Genomic DNA, 16,929 nt, shown 5'->3' on the forward strand with positions numbered 1-16,929 from the left:
GCCGGGCGTCAGTGCACGGGCGGGGCCGACTCCACCCAGGAGAGGAACCCCGTCACCGTGGAGGGGTCCATGGCCAGCTCCTTGCGGCCGCTGCCGGTGACGCAGGTCAGGACGACGGCGTCGTCGGGCAGGGCGACGTCGTCCGGCCCGGGGGCCCGCCGGCCCTCGACCGCCACCTCCGTGCGGCACAGCCGCTGCTGCGGGCGGACCGACAGGGACAGCGCGCGGTACCAGAGCAGCGCCTCTCCCCCGTACCAGGCGACGCCCACCGACCACCGGGAGCTGCCCGCCGGACGCAGCCACATCGTCACCGCGCCGAGGCCGGACAGCAGCAGCCGGCGGCGGATGAGGAAGGCGACCACCAGGACGAGGACCAGCAGCCCGGCGAGGACGAGCAGGGCGGTGGTCACCGGCGGCTGGGACGGGCGCGGTCCGGTCGGTTCAGTCGGCCTGCCCGGCGGCCCGCAGGCGGGACTGGGCGCGGCGGGCGGCGGCGAGGGCCTCGGGGTCGTCGCCGGCGGACTCGGCGCGGCGCAGTGCCTCGCGGGCCCGCTCGACGTCGATCTCGGAGGAGATCTCCGCGGTCTCGGCGAGGATGGACACGCCCTTCGGCGTCACCGACAGGAAGCCACCGTGGGCGGCGACGACCATGTCCGGACCCTCGGTCGTCCGGACGGTGACGACGCCACCGGGAGCGAGCTCGCCGAGCAGCGGGGCGTGGCCGGGCAGGACGCCGATCTCGCCCTCGGTGGTGCGGGCGATGACCATGCTCGCCTCGCCCGACCAGATGGTCCGCTCGACGGCCACCAACTCGACCTGCAGGGTCGCCACGACACTCCTCCGGGTCCACCGACGGGCGGTGCTGGGACGCCGGCCGGGAAGCGGGCACGGCGACGGACGGACCCACTCTAGCCGCGGGACCCGCGGCACCCGGCGCGGGCCGGGTGAGGTGCTGGATCGGCCACCCGTCAGGGGCCCGCGCCGGGCTGGCGAGGCGTGGAGGGAAGGGTGGCCGTTCCTCAGGCGGCGCGGCGGTAGAGGAGGGTCCAGCGACCGACGCGGACCCACGGGTGACGCACCGTCGAGGCGGGCGCCCACTCCTCGGTGTCGTAGGCGATGTCGTGCACGTGCGGTACGGACGTCGACGGCCAGGTCCACCCTGGATCGGCGGTCCCGGCCGGCAGGCGGGTCACCGTGCCGTCGGTGCTGGTCGCGTCCAGCCACTCCATGGTCTTCTCCCACACGACGCGTCCGGTCCCTCCGGGCGCCACCCTCTCCGATCGGCAGCAAGGCTCCCGCTCTTGAGGTGCGCCCGGAAGGCACCTGCCCACGACGCCGGGGACGTCAACCCCGTGCCGCGCCACGCCCTGGCCCGTCCCGACCGTCCGTGACGGTTTCTTCACGTACGTGGCACCCCGGACGCACGACGGCTGGGTGTCCCCCGCAAGGGACACCGGGCCGTCGCGGCCGGACCTCAGCCGATGCGCTCCCAGGAGCCGCAACGCTCGGAGGAGAAGGCGAGGTCGCCGGCCCGGATGGTGACGGTGGCGTCCCCGGCTCCGATGCCGTTCGCGATGATCTCGTCGAAGTCGCCGGACAGGCCCGAGAGCCGCTCCCAGTAGCACTCCCCCGGGTCGGTCGCACGGTAGGTGCCCGGCGCGACCTCTGTCCCGACGAGGTGCACACCACTTCCCGAGATCCGGTTGTCGGCGGCCTGCTGCTCGAGGACCGAGACGGCGTCCTCCCGTGCGACGAGATCCGCCTCCCGTCCGTCGAGTGCCGCGGAGCGGGCGTCGAGTTCGGCCTGCCGAGCCGCGTAGTCCGCGGCCGCCGCCGACTCGGCCGCCGCACGGGCACCGGCGACGTCCCGCTCCGCCTGGTCGCGGGTGTCCTCGACCTCGGTCTGCAGCCCGTTCACCTGCTGGCGCAGATCACCCACCTCGGCAGTCAGGGCGTCGACGCGGACCTGGTCGTCGGCCGCGTCGGCCCCCGTGAGCCCGCCACCGACTCCACCGGCGAGCAGTGCGACCACCCCTGCAAGGACCGGCGCGACCCACCGGCGTGACCGTCGCGGCGCCGGTTCCGGGGTTGCCGGTGCCAGCAGTCCGGGCACCGCCGGCCCGGAGCCCGGCAGCGGCTCGAGCACCGCCGTCACACCTGGAGCAGCGGCGTCGCGCCCCTCGTGCTCCGTCGTCACCGTCGCCGACGACTCGTCGTCCCCTCGGACGACCTCCTGCTCCTGCACTGACACGCTCCCCGTTCCCGGCTCCCGCGACCGGCCGGGGCATCCTGCCAGCCGCGGACGACGAGACCCGGGAAGCACGATGGCCGGGTGCCCCAGCGGGACACCCGGCCATCGACGGCGCAGCCCGGGATCAGCCGCGCTTGAGCTTCTCCGCGTTGCGCTCGAGGTCCTCGAGCCCACCGCACATGAAGAAGGCCTGCTCGGGCACGTGGTCGTAGTTGCCCTCGGTGAGCGCCTTGAAGGCCTCGAGGGTCTCCGACAGCGGCACGAACGAGCCGGGCTGACCGGTGAAGGCCTCGGCCACGAACATGTTCTGCGAGAGGAACCGCTCGATCCGCCGTGCGCGCTGCACGGTGACCTTGTCCTCCTCGGAGAGCTCGTCGATGCCGAGGATCGCGATGATGTCCTGCAGCTCCTGGTAGCGCTGGAGGATCTGCTTCACCGTCTGCGCGACCTGGTAGTGCTCCTGCCCGACGTACTGCGGGTCGAGGATCCGGCTGGTGGAGTCCAGCGGGTCGACGGCCGGGTAGATGCCCTTCTCCGAGATCGGCCGGGAGAGCACCGTCGTCGCGTCGAGGTGCGCGAAGGTGGTGTGCGGCGCCGGGTCGGTGATGTCGTCGGCGGGCACGTAGATCGCCTGCAGCGAGGTGATCGAGTGACCCCGCGTCGAGGTGATCCGCTCCTGCAGCTCGCCCATCTCGTCGGCGAGGGTCGGCTGGTACCCCACGGCGGAGGGCATGCGGCCCAGCAGCGTGGACACCTCGGACCCGGCCTGGGTGAACCGGAAGATGTTGTCGATGAAGAGCAGCACGTCCTGGTTCTGCTCGTCGCGGAAGTACTCCGCCATCGTCAGCGCCGACAGCGCCACCCGCAGCCGGGTGCCCGGCGGCTCGTCCATCTGGCCGAAGACCAGCGCGGTGGACTCGATGACGCCGGACTCGGTCATCTCGGTGATGAGGTCGTTGCCCTCGCGGGTGCGCTCGCCGACGCCGGCGAACACCGACACGCCACCGAACTCCTGGGCGACCCGGCGGATCATCTCCTGGATCAGCACGGTCTTGCCCACGCCGGCACCGCCGAACAGGCCGATCTTCCCGCCGGCCACGTACGGGGTGAGCAGGTCGATGACCTTGATGCCGGTCTCGAGCAGCTCGGTGCGGCCCTCGAGCTGGTCGAACCGCGGCGCGTGCCGGTGGATCGACCAGCGCGGCAGGTCCTGGCCGTAGCCGGGCTTGTCGAGGCACTCACCGAGGGCGTTGAACACGTGCCCGGTGACCTCGTTGCCCACCGGGACGCTGATCGAGCCTCCGGTGTCCCGGACCTCGGCGCCACGGACCAGACCGTCGGTCGGGGCCATGGAGATGGTGCGGACCACGTTGTCGCCCAGGTGCTGGGCGACCTCGAGGGTCAGCGTCTTGCCCAGGTCGGCGAGGGTCACGTCGACGTGCAGGGCGTTGAACAGGTCGGGCATCGCGTCGCGCGGGAACTCGACGTCGACGACCGGCCCGGTGACCCGGACGACGCGGCCGGTCGTCTGGGTGGTCGGACGGTCCTCGGTGACGGTCATGAGGGGGCTCCTCGGTCAGGTGGATCGGAGATCCTGCGGCCCCCGCCTCGGGCGGGGACCGGGGTGGTCAGTCGTCGGCGTTGGCTGCGACCAGCGCGTCGGCGCCACCGACGATCTCGCTGATCTCCTGGGTGATCTCGGCCTGGCGCGCCTGGTTGGCCTGGCGGGAGAGGTTCTTCGCCAGCTCCTCGGCGTTGTCCGAGGCCGACTTCATCGCCCGCCGCCGCGACGCCGACTCGGAGGCCGCGGCCTCGAGCAGCGCCGCGTAGATGCGGGTGGTGACGTACTTCGGCAGCAGCGCGTCGAGCAGCGCGTCGGCCGAGGGCTCGAACTCGTACGAGGTGGGGACGCCGGAGTCGCCGGTGCGGCCGGCCTCGCGGTCCTCCCGCTCGAAGTCGAACTCCTCGACCTCCTCGACCTCCAACGGGGCCAGCCGCTTGGCGACCGGGACCTGGGCGAGCAGCGACCGGAACTCGGTGTAGACGATGTGCAGCTCGTCCACGCCGGCCACGCCGTCGGCACCCGGGCCGCCGTCCGCGTCGTCGGCACCGGCGGTGAACGCGTCGATGAGGACGCGCCCGACCTCCTGGGCGTCGGGATAGGCCGGCTGCTCGGAGAACCCGGTGAAGGTCTGCACCACCGGCCGGTTGCGGAAGGAGTAGTAGGTCTCCCCCTTGCGGCCGATGACGTAGACCTGCGGCTCCTTGCCCTCCTGCCGCAGCAGCGACAGCAGCTCCTCGGTCCGCCGCAGCACGTTGACGTTGTACGAGCCGGCGAACCCGCGGTCGGAGGTGACCACCAGGACCGCGGCCCGCCGCGTCGACTGCCGCTCGGTGAGCAGCGGGTGCTCGAGCGAGGCGGACGACGCCAGCGCGGACAGGACCCGGGTGATCTCCCGGGCGTACGGCTTGGACGCCTCCACCCGGGCCTGGGCGCGCACGATGCGGGCGCCGGCGATCAGCTCCTGGGCCGAGAAGATCTTCTTCGTCGACTGGGTGGAGCGGATGCGGCGCCGCAGCGCGCGAAGGGAACCGGCCACCGGTCAGGCCTTCTTGACCTGGACGCGCTCCTGGCCACGCTCGGACGCGTCCATGGCCTCGGCCTCGGGCTCGTTGACCAGCGAGGTGCCGTCCGACGTCGTGAACTGCTGGTAGAAGCTCTCGACGGCGCGCTCGAGGCTGCTCACCGCGTCGTCGCCGAGGGCCCGCGAGGTGCGGATCTCGTCGAAGACGCCGCTCTCGCTGCGGCCGATGTAGTCGAGGAACTCCGACTCGAACCGGCGGACGTCGGACACCGGCACGCGGTCGAGCTTGCCGGTGGTGCCCAGCCACAGCGAGACGACCTCGCGCTCGACCGGGTACGGCTGGTACTGGCCCTGCTTGAGCAGCTCCACCAGGCGCTGGCCGCGGTCGAGGGTCGCCCGGCTGGAGGCGTCCAGGTCCGAGGCGAACGAGGCGAAGGCCTCGAGCTCGCGGTACTGGGCGAGGTCCAGGCGGAGGCGGCCCGCGACCGACTTCATCGCCTTGATCTGCGCCGAGCCGCCGACGCGGGACACCGAGATGCCGACGTTGATGGCCGGGCGGACACCGGAGTTGAACAGACCGGTCTCGAGGAAGATCTGCCCGTCGGTGATCGAGATGACGTTGGTCGGGATGTAGGCCGACACGTCGTTGCCCTTGGTCTCGATGAGCGGGAGACCCGTCATCGACCCGGCGCCCAGGTCGTCGGAGAGCTTGGCGCAGCGCTCCAGCAGCCGGGAGTGGAGGTAGAAGACGTCGCCCGGGTAGGCCTCGCGGCCCGGCGGGCGGCGCAGCAGCAGCGAGACGGCGCGGTAGGCCTCGGCCTGCTTGGACAGGTCGTCGAACACGATCAGGACGTGCTTGCCCTCGTACATCCAGTGCTGGCCGATGGCCGAGCCGGTGTAGGGGGCGATGTACTTGAAGCCGGCGGCCTCCGAGGCGGGAGCGGCGACGATGGTCGTGTACTCCATCGCGCCGGCCTCCTCGAGCGAGGCGCGGATCGCCGCGATCGTCGAGCCCTTCTGGCCGACGGCGACGTAGATGCAGCGCACCTGCTGCTTCGGGTCGCCGGTGGCCCAGGCCTGCTTCTGGTTGATGATCGTGTCGAGCACGATCGCCGTCTTGCCGGTCTGGCGGTCGCCGATGACCAGCTGGCGCTGGCCGCGGCCGATCGGGGTCATGGCGTCGATGGCCTTGATCCCGGTCTGCAGCGGCTCGTGCACCGACTTGCGCTGCACGACGGTGGGGGCCTGCAGCTCCAGCGCGCGGCGGCCGGTGGTGGCGATCTCGCCGCCGCCGTCGATCGGGTTGCCGAGCGGGTCGACGACGCGGCCGAGGTAGCCGTCGCCGACCGGCACCGACAGGACCTCGCCGGTGCGGCGGACCTGCTGGCCCTCCTCGATGCCGGCGAAGTCACCGAGGATGACGACGCCGACCTCGCGGACGTCGAGGTTCAGCGCGAGGCCGCGGACGCCGCTCTCGAACTCGAGCAGCTCGTTGGTCATGACCGAGGGCAGGCCCTCGACCCGGGCGATGCCGTCGCCGGCCTCGGTGACGATCCCGACCTCTTCCCGGGACACGTCCGGGGAGTACTCGGTGACGTAGTTCTGGATGGCACTGCGGATCTCGTCTGCGGAGATCGTCAGCTCGGCCATGGCGCGCGTCCTCTTCCCTGCTGGGTCGTGCTGTCTGTGGTCTGGGGTGGGGCGGGTCAGCCGGCGAGCCGGCGGCCGGCGGACTCGAGCCGGTTGGCGATGCTGCCGTCGATGACCTCGTCGCCGACGCGCACGACCAGGCCGCCGAGCACCTCGGGGTCGACCGTCACCTGCAGGCCGATCGTCCGCCCGTAGATCCGGCCGAGCACGTCGCGCAGCCGCTGCTCCTGCGTCACGGTCAGCGGCACCGCCGTCGTCACGTGGGCGACCGAGCGGCCGCGCCGGGCGGAGGCCGCCACGGACAGCCGTTCGACACGGTTCTCCGCGTTACCGACGTGCCGGGCGGTCAGCGAGTTCCGCAGCAGCTGCTCGGTGACCGGGCTGACCCGGCCCGACAGGAGCCGGTCGAGCAGCGCCGCGCGTCCCTCGGCCGGTGCCGAGTCGTCGGAGAGGATGCGGGACAGCTCCGGGTCGCCGCCGACGATCCGGCCGAACCGGAACAGCTCGTCCTCGACGCCCTCGAGCTCCCCGCGCGCCTCGGCGGCGTCCAGCGAGGCCTCGGTGGCGAGGATCTCGGCGGCCTCGACGAGGTCCAGCGGCCGCGACCACCGCTGGCGGGCGGCGGTCTCGACCAGGTCGACGGTGGCCTCGGAGACCCGCCCGCCGAGGATCCGGCGGGCCAGCCCGGCCCGGTCGGCCGGCTTGGCCGCCGGGTCGGACAGGGCCCGGCGCAGCGCCACGGTGCCGTCGAGCAGCCGCGCGACGGCGAACAGCTCGTCGGCCAGGGCCAGCAGGCCCGGGCCGGCGGCACCGGCCGTCGTCGCGGCGAGGCGCTCGCGGCTGACCACGAGCGCCTCGCGGCTGGAGGCGTCCATCAGCGGTCGCCGCCGGGGACGAACACCGTGCTGCCGGTGCGGCCGTTGCCCGCCGCACCGCCGGCCATGCCGTCGAGCTGGTCGAGGAACCGGTCGACGGTGCCGCGGCGCCGGGCCTCGTCCTCCAGGGACTCCCCGACCACACGGCCGGCGAGGTCGACGGCCAGCGTGCCGATCTGGCCGCGCAGCTCGTTGACCACCGACTGCCGGTTGGCGGCCAGCTGCTCCTCGCCGCGGGCGACGATGCGGGCCGACTCCTCCTGCGCCTGGGCGCGCAGCTCCTCGAGGATCTGCTGGCCCTCGGCGCGGGCCTGGTCCCGGATCTGCGCGGCCTCGGTGCGTGCCTCGGCCAGCTGGGCGCGGTACTGCTCCAGCGCGGCCTTCGCCTCGGCCTGCATGGCCTCGGCGCGCTCGATCCCGCCCTCGATCGCCTCGCGGCGGGCCCGGAAGACCTGCTCGAAGCGGGGCGCGATGAACTTGAAGAAGACCAGCATGACGACCGCGAACGCGATCAGCCCGATGACGATCTCGCCGAGGGGCGGGAGGAGCGGGTTCGCGCTCTCCGCTGCGAGGATGTTCATGGTCTCAGTGTCCCTGTCTCAGTCGGTACCGGCCCGCGGGCGCGGATCAGGTGCCGAAGACGAAGGGGACGACGAAGCCGATGAGCGCGAGCGCCTCGGAGAGCGCGAACCCGAGGAACGCGTAGGTACGGGTCAGGCCGGCCGACTCGGGCTGCCGCGCGGTGGCCTGGATGTAGGCCGCCCACACGATGCCGACGCCGATGCCCGGGCCGATGGCGGCGAGGCCGTAGCCCACGGAGCCGATGCTGCCGGACAGCTCAGCCAGAAGATCCATGACGGGGTGTTCCTCCTGTGTCGTCGCCCGGTGTCTCCGGGCGGCTTGCGGGGGTCTTGGGGGGGTGGTGCGGTCCGGGCTGTGCCTGCTCAGCCGGTCAGTGCTCGGCCTCGATCGAGCCGTTGAGGTAGGTCCCCATCAGCACGGTGAAGACGTAGGCCTGCAGGAAGATGACCAGCAGCTCGAAGAAGGTCATGACGATCGCCATCAGCGCCGAGATCGGACCGAAGACGATCGAGAAGTTGTCCCGGCTGAACAGGTAGACCGCGCCGAGGGAGAAGACCACCAGCAGCATGTGACCGGCGAACATGTTCGCGAAGAGCCGGACGGCCAGGGTGAAGGGCCGGACGATGAAGTTCTGCAGGATCTCGATCGGCGTGACCAGGATGTACATCGGCTTGGGCACGCCGGGCAGGAACAGGATGTCCTTGAAGTAGCGGCCGGCGCCCTGCTCGCGGATGCCGATGTAGATGTAGAGGACCCAGCAGATGGCGGCGAGCACCAACGGGAACGCGAACTTCGACATCGGGGAGATCTGCGCGAGCGGCAGGATCGACATGAAGTTGTTCGCGAGGATGAAGAAGAACAGCGACGCGAGGAACGGCGCGAAGGGGATCCCCTTGGGGCCGACGACGTCGCGGGCGATGCCGTCCCGGACCAGCGAGTAGCCGCTCTCCCCGACGAACTGCAGCTTGCCCGGCACGATCTGCGGCTTGCGGACCGTGAGGACCATGAAGACGAGCATCGCCAGGGTGGCGAACCACAGGCCGAGCGTGATGCGCGTGATCGCGAAGTCGATGCCGAGCAGCGTGAACTCGGCGATGGGCTCCGGGTAGAACTCCCCCAGGCCGGGGGCCTGGAAGCCGTCGCCGGACCCGCCGCCCTCGGCGGCGAGCACGTCCACGAGCGCGAGGGCGCTGGAGGTCACCGTTGTCCCTTCTGCGTCCTGGGCCGGCTCCGTCGTCCGCCCGGGGTGTTGCTTCCCTCGGGTGCACCAGGGGTTGGTGGCAGCCCGCCGAACCGTTTCACGACCAGGTAGATGGCCGCCGAGATGCCGAGGAGGATCCCGACCGGCAGGAACACCCGCGTGTCCAACCACCGGTCGAGCAACCACCCGGCTCCGCCCCACACGGCCATCCCGGAGATCATGGTCCCGATGACGGCCCAGCCGGTCTCGGCACCGCTGCCCCGAGGGGCTGGTCGCGCAGGTCGGGGCCGGGGGTCCCCACGGGTGGGGTCGTCCTCGGCCATCGCCCGGACACTATCAGCCGCGTGTCGGGGCGCCTCCCGGTGCCGGGGGGACCGTCGCCTGACCGGGTGGCGCGGGCGGCGTCACGTAGTACAGCGGGCGGGTCCACACCCACCGCAGCTGCACCCCGCTCCACAGCAGGGCCCCCACGACCACCGTCCACGCCAGCGTCCGGCGGTCGAGCCAGCCGTCCTCCGGCAGGGCGCTGAGGATCCCGAACAGCACGACGGCCTTGACGAAGAAGGTGCCCAGCGCCGCCGGCAGCGTGAAGGTGTCGTTGATCCGGCCGGCCCAGGCGATGACCACGCCCGAGACGACGAAGAACGCCGTCACCACCAAGGCGCCGACCAGGACCCCGACGGCGTCGGGCCAGCCGAGCACCAGGCCGACGACCAGGGCCGCCACGACGGCGACCGTGCCGGTGACCAGCGTCCCGACCTTGAGGAACGACAGGTCCCACGGGACCTGCGGGGCCGGGCGGGGCGCGCTCACCGCAGCCCCTGACCGGCTCCGGCCGCACGGGGTGCGGTCGGGCTGGTGCTCGCCGCGGCCGGTCCGGCGGCCGGCACCGCGGGACCCGCCGACGCCGCGGGCTCCGGGGACCGGCGCCCGCCACGGCGGACCCGCGCGGTCGGGTGGGCGGCGCGGCTGCGGCGGCGCTGCTCGGCGATCTCGGCGGCCCGGGCCTCGCGGGCGGCACGCCGGGCGTGCGGGGCGAGGACGACGACGACACCCACGACGAGCAGCACCCCGATCACGACGAGCAGCTCGACCGTCCCGCCGGTGACCGACAGGGCCACGGCGCCGAAGGACAGGAGAGCCGCCCAGAAGTACATGGTTAGCACCGCCCGGCGGTGCGAGTGTCCGATGGACAGGAGCCGGTGATGCAGGTGCATCTTGTCCGGCGAGAACGGCGACTGCCCGCGCCGGGTCCGGCGGACCACCGCGAGGAGCAGGTCCACGAACGGGATGAAGAGCACCGCGACCGGCACCAGCAGCGGCAGGGCCAGCGGCAGGAGGCTGGCGGCGGAGTCGAAGGACTGGGCGTCGACCCGGCCGGTGGCGCTCACCGCGGCGGCCGAGAGCACCAGGCCCACGAGCATCGACCCCGAGTCGCCCATGAAGATGCGCGCCGGGCTGAAGTTGTGCGGCAGGAAGCCCAGGCAGGCACCCGCGAGCACCGCCGTCACCAGGGCCGGGGCGCTGGCCACCTCGTCGTAGCCCACCCGGCTGAGGTTGTAGCTGTAGGCGAAGAAGGCCAGCGCGGCGATGGCCGAGACTCCCGCGGCCAGCCCGTCGAGGCCGTCGATGAAGTTGAGCGCGTTGACCGTGAGGACGGTCAGCAGGATGGTCAGCGGCACGCCGACGTCCGGGCCGAAGGAGATGGTCCCGATGTCGGCGACCGGCAGGAACAGGAACGCCAGCTGGACGCCGAGCAGCACCATGACGCCGGCGGCGGCGATCTGGCCGGTGAGCTTGGTGAGCGCGTCGAGGCCGAACTTGTCGTCCAGGACGCCGAGCAGGCAGATCAGCCCGCCGGCGACGAGGACGGCGGCGGTCTGCGAGTCGTCGAAGGTGCGCTGCAGCGCGGGCAGCCGGGTGGCCACCATCACCGCCGCCGCGACCCCGAGGTACATGGCCACGCCCCCGCCGCGCGGGGTGGGGATGACGTGCACGTCGCGCTCGCGGGGGGCGGCCATCATCCGCAGCCGCACCGCCGCGATCCGCACCACGGGCGTGGCCAGGAAGGTGACCAGGCCCGCGGTCAGCAGGACGACGGCGTACTCGCGCACGGCTCAGCCCCCGTGCGGACCGCGCGCGGTCCCGGCCGGGCGCGCGGCGGGCGTGCTCATCGCGACGGTGCTCCCGGGGGCGAGACGGCGGGCGGACGGACGGGCGGTACCCCCACGGTATCCCCCCGTCACCGGACGGAGCCGGATCCACGGCGGCCGTCGCGGGGGTCACTCGCCTAGTCGGTGAGCTCGGGCACGACCTCGCGCAGCCGCTCGACCGGCACCGCGCCCACCCGCAGCACGCGCGGCACCGGGCCGGTGCAGTCGACGATCGTGCTCGCCGCCGAGCCCGCGCGCGGGCCGCCGTCGAGGACGACCGCGGCGTGCTCGCCGAGCTGCGCGCCCGCCTCCTGCGCGGTCGTGGCGGCGGGCCGGCCGGAGCGGTTGGCGCTGGAGACGGCGAGCGGGCCGGTGCGGCGCAGCAGGTCGCGGGCGACGTCGTCGTCGGGGAGGCGGACGGCGACCGTCCCCTCGGCGTCGCCGAGGTCCCAGGCCAGCGACGGCGCGTGCTCGACGACGAGGGTCAGCCCGCCCGGCCAGAAGGCCTCGGCCAGCCGCTGCGCCACCCGCGGCACGCTCATCGTCAGCCCGGCCATCGTCGACGCCTCGCCGATCAGCACGGGGACCGGCATGGCCCGGCCGCGGTTCTTCGCCGCCAGCAGGCCGGCGACTGCCGCGGGCGAGAAGGCGTCCGCACCGACGCCGTAGACGGTGTCGGTGGGCAGCAGCACCAGCTCGCCGCGGGCGATCGCGGCAGCGGCGGCGTCGAGGCCCGCGGCGCGCTGCTCGGGGTCGGTGCAGTCGTAGAGGTCGGCCACGAGCGGTCAGTCTCCCCCAGCCCGGACTGCGGTCGTGAACCGCGGCCTCCCGGCGAGGTCGGGGTGGTCCGCAACGTCGGTGAAGTCTCCGGTGCCGCGCACCAGCGCGGGCAGCGCACTCCCCTGCTGGTCGGCGTGCTCGATGCCCAGCCCGCCGCCGGGGCGCAGCAGCCGGGCGGCGGTGCGCAGCAGCCCGCGGACGACGTCGAGACCGTCCGGGCCGCCCCACAGCGCGAGCGGCGGGTCGTGGTCGGCGACCTCGCGCGGCACCCGGGCGCCGTCGGGGACGTAGGGCGGGTTGGAGACGACGAGGTCGACGGTGCCGTCGAGGTCGCGCAGCAGGCCCGGGTCGGTCATGTCCCCGGCGAGCACGGGAACCGGCCGGTCCCCCGCCGCGGCGCGCAGGCCCGCGTTGTGGCGGGTCCACTCGATCGCCTGCGGGTCGCGCTCGACGGCGGTGACCCGCGCCCCGGGGTGCTCGTGCGCGAGGGACAGCGCGATCGCGCCCGAGCCGGCGCCCAGGTCGACGACGACCGGCTCGTCGACGCCCGCCAGCCGGGTGAGCGCCCACTCGACGAGCTGCTCGGTCTCCGGCCGGGGCACGAACACGCCCGGGCCGACGGCCAGCTCGAGGTGGCGGAACGGCGCCCGGCCGGTGAGGTGCTGCAGCGGGACGCGCTCGGCACGCTGGTCGAGCAGCGCGGCGAACCGGGCGGCGGCGGCGTCGTCGACGTCGTCGCGGGTGAGCAGGGCCGTCCGGGACGCCCCGAGGACGGAGGCGAGCAGCAGCTCGGCGTCCACGCGTGGCGACTCGACGCCGGCGTCGGCCAGGCGGCGGGCGGCGTCGGCGAGCAGCGTGCGCGTGTTCAGGACCCGGCCGCCAGCAGCTCGGCGGTGTGCGCGCGGGTGAGTGCGTCGATGACCGGGTCGAGCTCGCCGTCGAGGACCTGGTCGAGGTTGTGCGCCTTGAAGCCGACCCGGTGGTCGGAGATGCGGCTCTCCGGGAAGTTGTAGGTGCGGACCCGCTCGCTGCGGTCGACGGTGCGGACCTGGCTGCGGCGCTGGTCGCTGGCGGTGGCCGCGGCCTCCTCGCGGGCGGCGGCCAGCAGCCGGGAGCGCAGCACGCGCAGCGCCGACTCGCGGTTCTGCAGCTGGCTCTTCTCGTTCTGCGAGCTGACCACGATGCCGGTGGGCAGGTGGGTGACGCGCACGGCGGAGTCGGTGGTGTTCACGCTCTGCCCGCCGGGGCCGGAGGAGCGGAAGACGTCGATGCGCAGGTCGTTCGGGTCCACGGTGACGTCGACCTCCTCGGCCTCGGGCAGCACGAGGACACCGACGGCGGAGGTGTGGATGCGGCCCTGCGACTCGGTGACCGGCACCCGCTGCACCCGGTGGACGCCGCCCTCGAACTTCAGCCGGGACCAGATGCCCTCGTCGGTGCGGGACTTCACCGCGATCGAGACGTCCTTGTAGCCGCCGAGCTCGGCGGGGACGGCGTCGAGGACCTCGGTGGCCCAGCCGCGGCGCTCGGCGTAGCGCAGGTACATGCGCAGCAGGTCGCCGGCGAACAGCGCGGACTCCGCGCCGCCCTCCCCCGCCTTGATCTCGAGGATGACGTCCTTGTCGTCGTCGGGGTCCTTCGGCAGCAGCAGTTCGCGCAGCCGGTCGGTGAGCTCGTCGATGCGGGTCTCGAGGCCGCGGGCCTCCTCGGCGAACGAGGGGTCCTCGGCGGCCAGCTCGCGGGCGGCGTCGAGGTCGTCCCGGGCGGTGTCGAGCGCACGGGCGGTCTCCACGACGGGCGCGAGCTGGGCGTAGCGGCGGCCCAGGCGCCGGGCGCGGCCGGCGTCGGCGTGCACCGCGGGGTCGGCCAGCTCGGTCTCCAGCGCGGCGTGCTCCTCGAGCAGCCCGCGCAGCCGGTCGGGCGCGGCGTCGGTCGGGCTGCTCACGGGGAGGTGCCTCCTGGCGGGAGCGGCAGAAATGGCCATCTCTGCCGGAGGGGTGGGGCGGACACGACGACGGCGCCCGCCCCACGCGAGGTGGGACGGGCGCCGTCGGGGGTGCTACTTGCCGGCGGTGGCGCCGCGCTTGCCGAACCGCTTCTCGAAGCGGGCCACGCGGCCACCGGTGTCGAGGATCCGCTGCTTGCCCGTGTAGAAGGGGTGGCAGGCGGAGCAGGTCTCGACGGTCAGCGTGCCGCCGGGGGCGGTGCTGCGGGTGGTGAAGGTGTTCCCACACCCACAGGTCACCGTGGTGGTGTGGTAGTCGGGGTGGATACCGGACTTCATGATGCGGGCCTCTTCCGGGGACGTCTCGGTGCTGTTGTCGTGAACGCCGGCGGCCGGCCGGTCATTCCGGGCGCGCAGCAGGGCTCGGCCGTCCAGTGTCCCAGACGGCCGGCCGCCGCTGCCACGGTGGCCCCGCTGCAGGGTCCCGCCGCGAGCGTGCGAGCGGTGGGGGGCAGCGGGTCCTTCAACTAGTCGCGCTCGGGACCGAGCGTCGTCTTCTGGATCTGCATGAGGAACTCGACGTTGGTGCGCGTCTTGCGCAGCTTGTCGAGCAGCAGCTCCAGCGCCTGCTGCGGCTCGAGCGCGGCGAGCACCCGGCGCAGCTTGATGACGATGGCCAGCTCGTCGGGCGAGAGGAGGATCTCCTCCTTGCGGGTACCCGACGCGTTGACGTCGACGGCCGGGAAGACCCGCTTGTCCGCCAGCCGACGGTCGAGCTTGATCTCCGCGTTACCGGTGCCCTTGAACTCCTCGAAGATGACCGTGTCCATCGTCGAGCCGGTCTCGACCAGCGCCGACGCGAGGATGGTCAGCGAGCCGCCGTTCTCGATGTTGCGGGCGGCCCCGAGGAAGCGCTTGGGCGGATAGAGCGCCGTCGAGTCGACACCGCCGGACAGGATGCGCCCGCTGGCGGGGGCGGCCAGGTTGTAGGCGCGGCCCAGGCGGGTGATCGAGTCCAGCAGGACGACGACGTCGTGGCCCATCTCGACCAGGCGCTTGGCGCGCTCGATCGACAGCTCCGCGACGGTGGTGTGGTCCGACGGCGGCCGGTCGAAGGTCGAGGCGATGACCTCGCCCTTCACCGAGCGCTGCATGTCGGTGACCTCCTCGGGCCGCTCGTCGACGAGGACGACCATGAGGTGGCACTCGGGGTTGTTCGTGGTGATCGCGTTGGCGATCGCCTGCAGCACCATCGTCTTGCCGGCCTTGGGCGGCGACACGATGAGCGCGCGCTGCCCCTTGCCGATCGGCATGACCAGGTCGATGACCCGGGTGGTCAGCTGGTGCGGGTCGGTCTCCAGCCGCAGGCGCTCCTGCGGGTAGAGCGGGGTCAGCTTGGTGAACTCCGGCCGGTTGCGGGCCTGCTCGGGGTCCAGCCCGTTGACCGAGTCGAGGCGGACCAGCGCGTTGTACTTGTCCTTGCGCTCGCCCTCGCGCGGCTGGCGGACGGCGCCGGTGATGGCGTCACCGCGGCGCAGGCCGTGCCGGCGCACCTGGGACAGCGAGACGTACACGTCGTTGGGGCCGGTCAGGTAGCCGGAGGTCCGGACGAACGCGTAGTTGTCGAGGACGTCGAGGATGCCGGCGACCGGCAGCAGGACGTCGTCCTCGCTGACCGTCGGCTCGCTCGGCTGGTCGAAGCGGTCCCGGCCGTTGCGGCGGTTGCGGTCCCGGTAGCGGCGCCCGCGGCGGCCGCGGCCGCCCTCGAAGTCGTCGTCGTCCTCGTCGTTGCGGTTGTCGGCGCGGTCGTTCCGGTCGCGGTCCGGCCGGGCGTTGCGGTCGGTGCGCTCGCCGCGGTCGGGGCCGCGCCCGTCGCGCTGCCCGTCCCGCTGGCCGTCGCGCTGGCCGTCGCGGGCACCGTCGCGCTGCCCGTCCCGGTTGCCGCGCTCGGCGCGGTCGCCGTCACGGGTGCCGTCGCGCTGCCCGTCCCGGTTGCCGCGCTCGGCGCGGTCGCCGTCCCGGGTGCCGTCGCGCTGCCCGTCCCGGTTGCCGTCGCGGGTGCCGCGCTCGGCGCGGTCGCCGTCGCGGGTGTCGCGGCCGTCCCGGGTGCGGTTGCGGTCCCGGTTGCGGGCCGGGCGGTCGCCGTCGGTGCGGTCGCCGTCGCCGCGGTCACCATCGGTGCGGTCACCGGCGGGACGCTCGCCCTCGGTCCGCTCCGCGGGCGGGGCGACCGGCGCGGCGACAGCAGGAGCCTCGGCGGCCGGGGCCTCGGCGGCCGGAGCCTCGGCGGCGGGCGCCTCCGCGGTGGGGGCCTCCGCGGTGGGGGCACCGGCCGGGCGGCTGGAGGCGCGCCGGCGGCGCGGGGCGCCCTCGGCCGGGGCGTCGGTGGCCGGTGCGGTCACCGGACCGCCGTTGGCGCCCCCGGAGACGGGGGCCTCGACCGGCGTGGCGGTGGCGGCGACGGTGTCGGCGCCCCGCGAGGCCGGGACGTTCGGGGCCGCGTCGGCCGGAGCGCCGGGCGCCGGGACGCTGCCCGGCGCCGCGCCGCCGACCTGGCGGGCGGAGATGGCGGCGACGAGGTCGCCCTTGCGCATGCGGCCGGTGCCGGGGATGCCCAGCTCGGCCGCGAGCCGCTGCAGCTCGGGGAGCAGCATGCCGGCGAGCCCGCTGCCGCGGCGGCGGGAGCGGCCCGCCGTGCCGGAGGCCGCAGGTGCCTCGCCCGCAGCGCCCTCGGGGACGCCGGTGGTGGCGAGGTCGGTGGTTTCGCTCACGTACAGGTCCTTCCCTGCGGTGACCTGCGCCTACCAGCGCAGGAGGTGACCCGGCGCCGCCCCGTCCGTCTGTTTCGGGACAGGGGGGACGGCGGATCCAGTGGGTGCGGAGCGGGGATCAGCGTCGACAGGAAGG

General features: G+C 73.7%; 19 protein-coding genes. All 19 read right to left on the reverse strand.

Translation table 11 applies throughout. The features are described from left to right. Positions 1-8 precede the first annotated feature (8 nt). The 19 genes from ACI798_RS05120 to rho all read right to left on the reverse strand — a co-directional run bounded on the left by ACI798_RS05120 (position 9) and on the right by rho (position 16,793). Positions 9-410 (reverse strand): DUF2550 domain-containing protein, encoded by a 402-nt coding sequence (locus tag ACI798_RS05120; protein ID WP_457047395.1) that lies wholly within the window; start codon positions 408-410, stop codon positions 9-11. A 31-nt stretch (positions 411-441) separates the two neighbouring features. Further along, on the reverse strand, positions 442-831 hold the full coding sequence (locus tag ACI798_RS05125) for a F0F1 ATP synthase subunit epsilon (protein WP_387992473.1): 390 nt from the start codon (positions 829-831) through the stop codon (positions 442-444). Positions 832-1,019: 188 nt separating this feature from the next. Next, positions 1,020-1,229 carry a hypothetical protein gene (locus tag ACI798_RS05130; protein ID WP_456940268.1) on the reverse strand — a complete coding sequence of 70 codons (210 nt, stop codon included), beginning with the start codon at positions 1,227-1,229 and terminating at the stop codon, positions 1,020-1,022. Between the two features lie 245 nt (positions 1,230-1,474). Further along, entirely contained in the window at positions 1,475-2,032 is a 558-nt protein-coding gene (locus ACI798_RS05135) for a hypothetical protein (protein WP_457047396.1), read from the reverse strand. Positions 2,033-2,375: 343 nt separating this feature from the next. After that, positions 2,376-3,812 (reverse strand): F0F1 ATP synthase subunit beta, encoded by a 1,437-nt coding sequence (gene atpD / locus ACI798_RS05140; RefSeq protein WP_456929340.1) that lies wholly within the window; start codon positions 3,810-3,812, stop codon positions 2,376-2,378. Between the two features lie 67 nt (positions 3,813-3,879). Beyond that, entirely contained in the window at positions 3,880-4,851 is a 972-nt protein-coding gene (locus ACI798_RS05145; protein ID WP_456940270.1) for a F0F1 ATP synthase subunit gamma, read from the reverse strand. Between the two features lie 3 nt (positions 4,852-4,854). Next, the gene (atpA, locus tag ACI798_RS05150; RefSeq protein WP_456929338.1) at positions 4,855-6,486 is read right to left on the reverse strand and encodes a F0F1 ATP synthase subunit alpha; all 1,632 of its coding nucleotides are present in this window, start codon (positions 6,484-6,486) and stop codon (positions 4,855-4,857) included. A gap of 56 nt (positions 6,487-6,542) precedes the next feature. After that, on the reverse strand, positions 6,543-7,361 hold the full coding sequence (locus ACI798_RS05155) for a F0F1 ATP synthase subunit delta (RefSeq protein WP_456940272.1): 819 nt from the start codon (positions 7,359-7,361) through the stop codon (positions 6,543-6,545). Further along, entirely contained in the window at positions 7,361-7,942 is a 582-nt protein-coding gene (locus ACI798_RS05160; RefSeq protein ID WP_456940273.1) for a F0F1 ATP synthase subunit B, read from the reverse strand. The genes ACI798_RS05155 and ACI798_RS05160 overlap by 1 nt, the downstream gene beginning before the upstream one ends. A gap of 46 nt (positions 7,943-7,988) precedes the next feature. After that, positions 7,989-8,216 (reverse strand): ATP synthase F0 subunit C, encoded by a 228-nt coding sequence (gene atpE / locus ACI798_RS05165; protein WP_387992453.1) that lies wholly within the window; start codon positions 8,214-8,216, stop codon positions 7,989-7,991. Between the two features lie 97 nt (positions 8,217-8,313). Continuing rightward, a complete protein-coding gene (gene atpB, locus ACI798_RS05170; protein ID WP_456940274.1) occupies positions 8,314-9,144 on the reverse strand; it encodes a F0F1 ATP synthase subunit A in 831 nt (276 codons plus the stop codon). Continuing rightward, a complete protein-coding gene (locus ACI798_RS05175) occupies positions 9,141-9,467 on the reverse strand; it encodes an AtpZ/AtpI family protein (RefSeq protein ID WP_456940275.1) in 327 nt (108 codons plus the stop codon). Before ACI798_RS05175 ends, atpB begins: the two co-directional genes overlap by 4 nt. A gap of 13 nt (positions 9,468-9,480) precedes the next feature. Continuing rightward, on the reverse strand, positions 9,481-9,957 hold the full coding sequence (locus ACI798_RS05180; RefSeq protein ID WP_456940276.1) for a hypothetical protein: 477 nt from the start codon (positions 9,955-9,957) through the stop codon (positions 9,481-9,483). After that, positions 9,954-11,258: a glycosyltransferase family 4 protein gene (locus tag ACI798_RS05185; RefSeq protein ID WP_456940277.1), complete on the reverse strand. Its 1,305-nt coding sequence runs from the start codon at positions 11,256-11,258 to the stop codon at positions 9,954-9,956. Before ACI798_RS05185 ends, ACI798_RS05180 begins: the two co-directional genes overlap by 4 nt. A gap of 176 nt (positions 11,259-11,434) precedes the next feature. Then, entirely contained in the window at positions 11,435-12,076 is a 642-nt protein-coding gene (locus tag ACI798_RS05190; RefSeq protein ID WP_457047397.1) for an L-threonylcarbamoyladenylate synthase, read from the reverse strand. Between the two features lie 6 nt (positions 12,077-12,082). Then, the gene (gene prmC, locus ACI798_RS05195) at positions 12,083-12,946 is read right to left on the reverse strand and encodes a peptide chain release factor N(5)-glutamine methyltransferase (RefSeq protein WP_456940320.1); all 864 of its coding nucleotides are present in this window, start codon (positions 12,944-12,946) and stop codon (positions 12,083-12,085) included. Beyond that, entirely contained in the window at positions 12,943-14,022 is a 1,080-nt protein-coding gene (gene prfA, locus ACI798_RS05200; RefSeq protein ID WP_457047398.1) for a peptide chain release factor 1, read from the reverse strand. Before prfA ends, prmC begins: the two co-directional genes overlap by 4 nt. 114 nt (positions 14,023-14,136) lie before the next feature. Continuing rightward, a complete protein-coding gene (gene rpmE, locus ACI798_RS05205; protein ID WP_387992433.1) occupies positions 14,137-14,361 on the reverse strand; it encodes a 50S ribosomal protein L31 in 225 nt (74 codons plus the stop codon). 188 nt (positions 14,362-14,549) lie between these two features. Then, positions 14,550-16,793 (reverse strand): transcription termination factor Rho, encoded by a 2,244-nt coding sequence (rho, locus tag ACI798_RS05210; RefSeq protein WP_456940280.1) that lies wholly within the window; start codon positions 16,791-16,793, stop codon positions 14,550-14,552. Positions 16,794-16,929 lie beyond the last annotated feature (136 nt).

The sequence above is a fragment of the Geodermatophilus sp. SYSU D01045 genome, assembly GCF_054050295.1.

Coding starts and splice junctions, on each gene's coding strand:
- ACI798_RS05130 (WP_456940268.1), bottom strand. CDS start 1,229: ATGGAGTGGCTGGACGCGACCAGCACCGACGGCACGGTGACCCGCCTG.
- atpD (WP_456929340.1), bottom strand. CDS start 3,812: ATGACCGTCACCGAGGACCGTCCGACCACCCAGACGACCGGCCGCGTC.
- atpA (WP_456929338.1), bottom strand. CDS start 6,486: ATGGCCGAGCTGACGATCTCCGCAGACGAGATCCGCAGTGCCATCCAG.
- ACI798_RS05155 (WP_456940272.1), bottom strand. CDS start 7,361: ATGGACGCCTCCAGCCGCGAGGCGCTCGTGGTCAGCCGCGAGCGCCTC.
- ACI798_RS05160 (WP_456940273.1), bottom strand. CDS start 7,942: ATGAACATCCTCGCAGCGGAGAGCGCGAACCCGCTCCTCCCGCCCCTC.
- atpE (WP_387992453.1), bottom strand. CDS start 8,216: ATGGATCTTCTGGCTGAGCTGTCCGGCAGCATCGGCTCCGTGGGCTAC.
- ACI798_RS05175 (WP_456940275.1), bottom strand. CDS start 9,467: ATGGCCGAGGACGACCCCACCCGTGGGGACCCCCGGCCCCGACCTGCG.
- rpmE (WP_387992433.1), bottom strand. CDS start 14,361: ATGAAGTCCGGTATCCACCCCGACTACCACACCACCACGGTGACCTGT.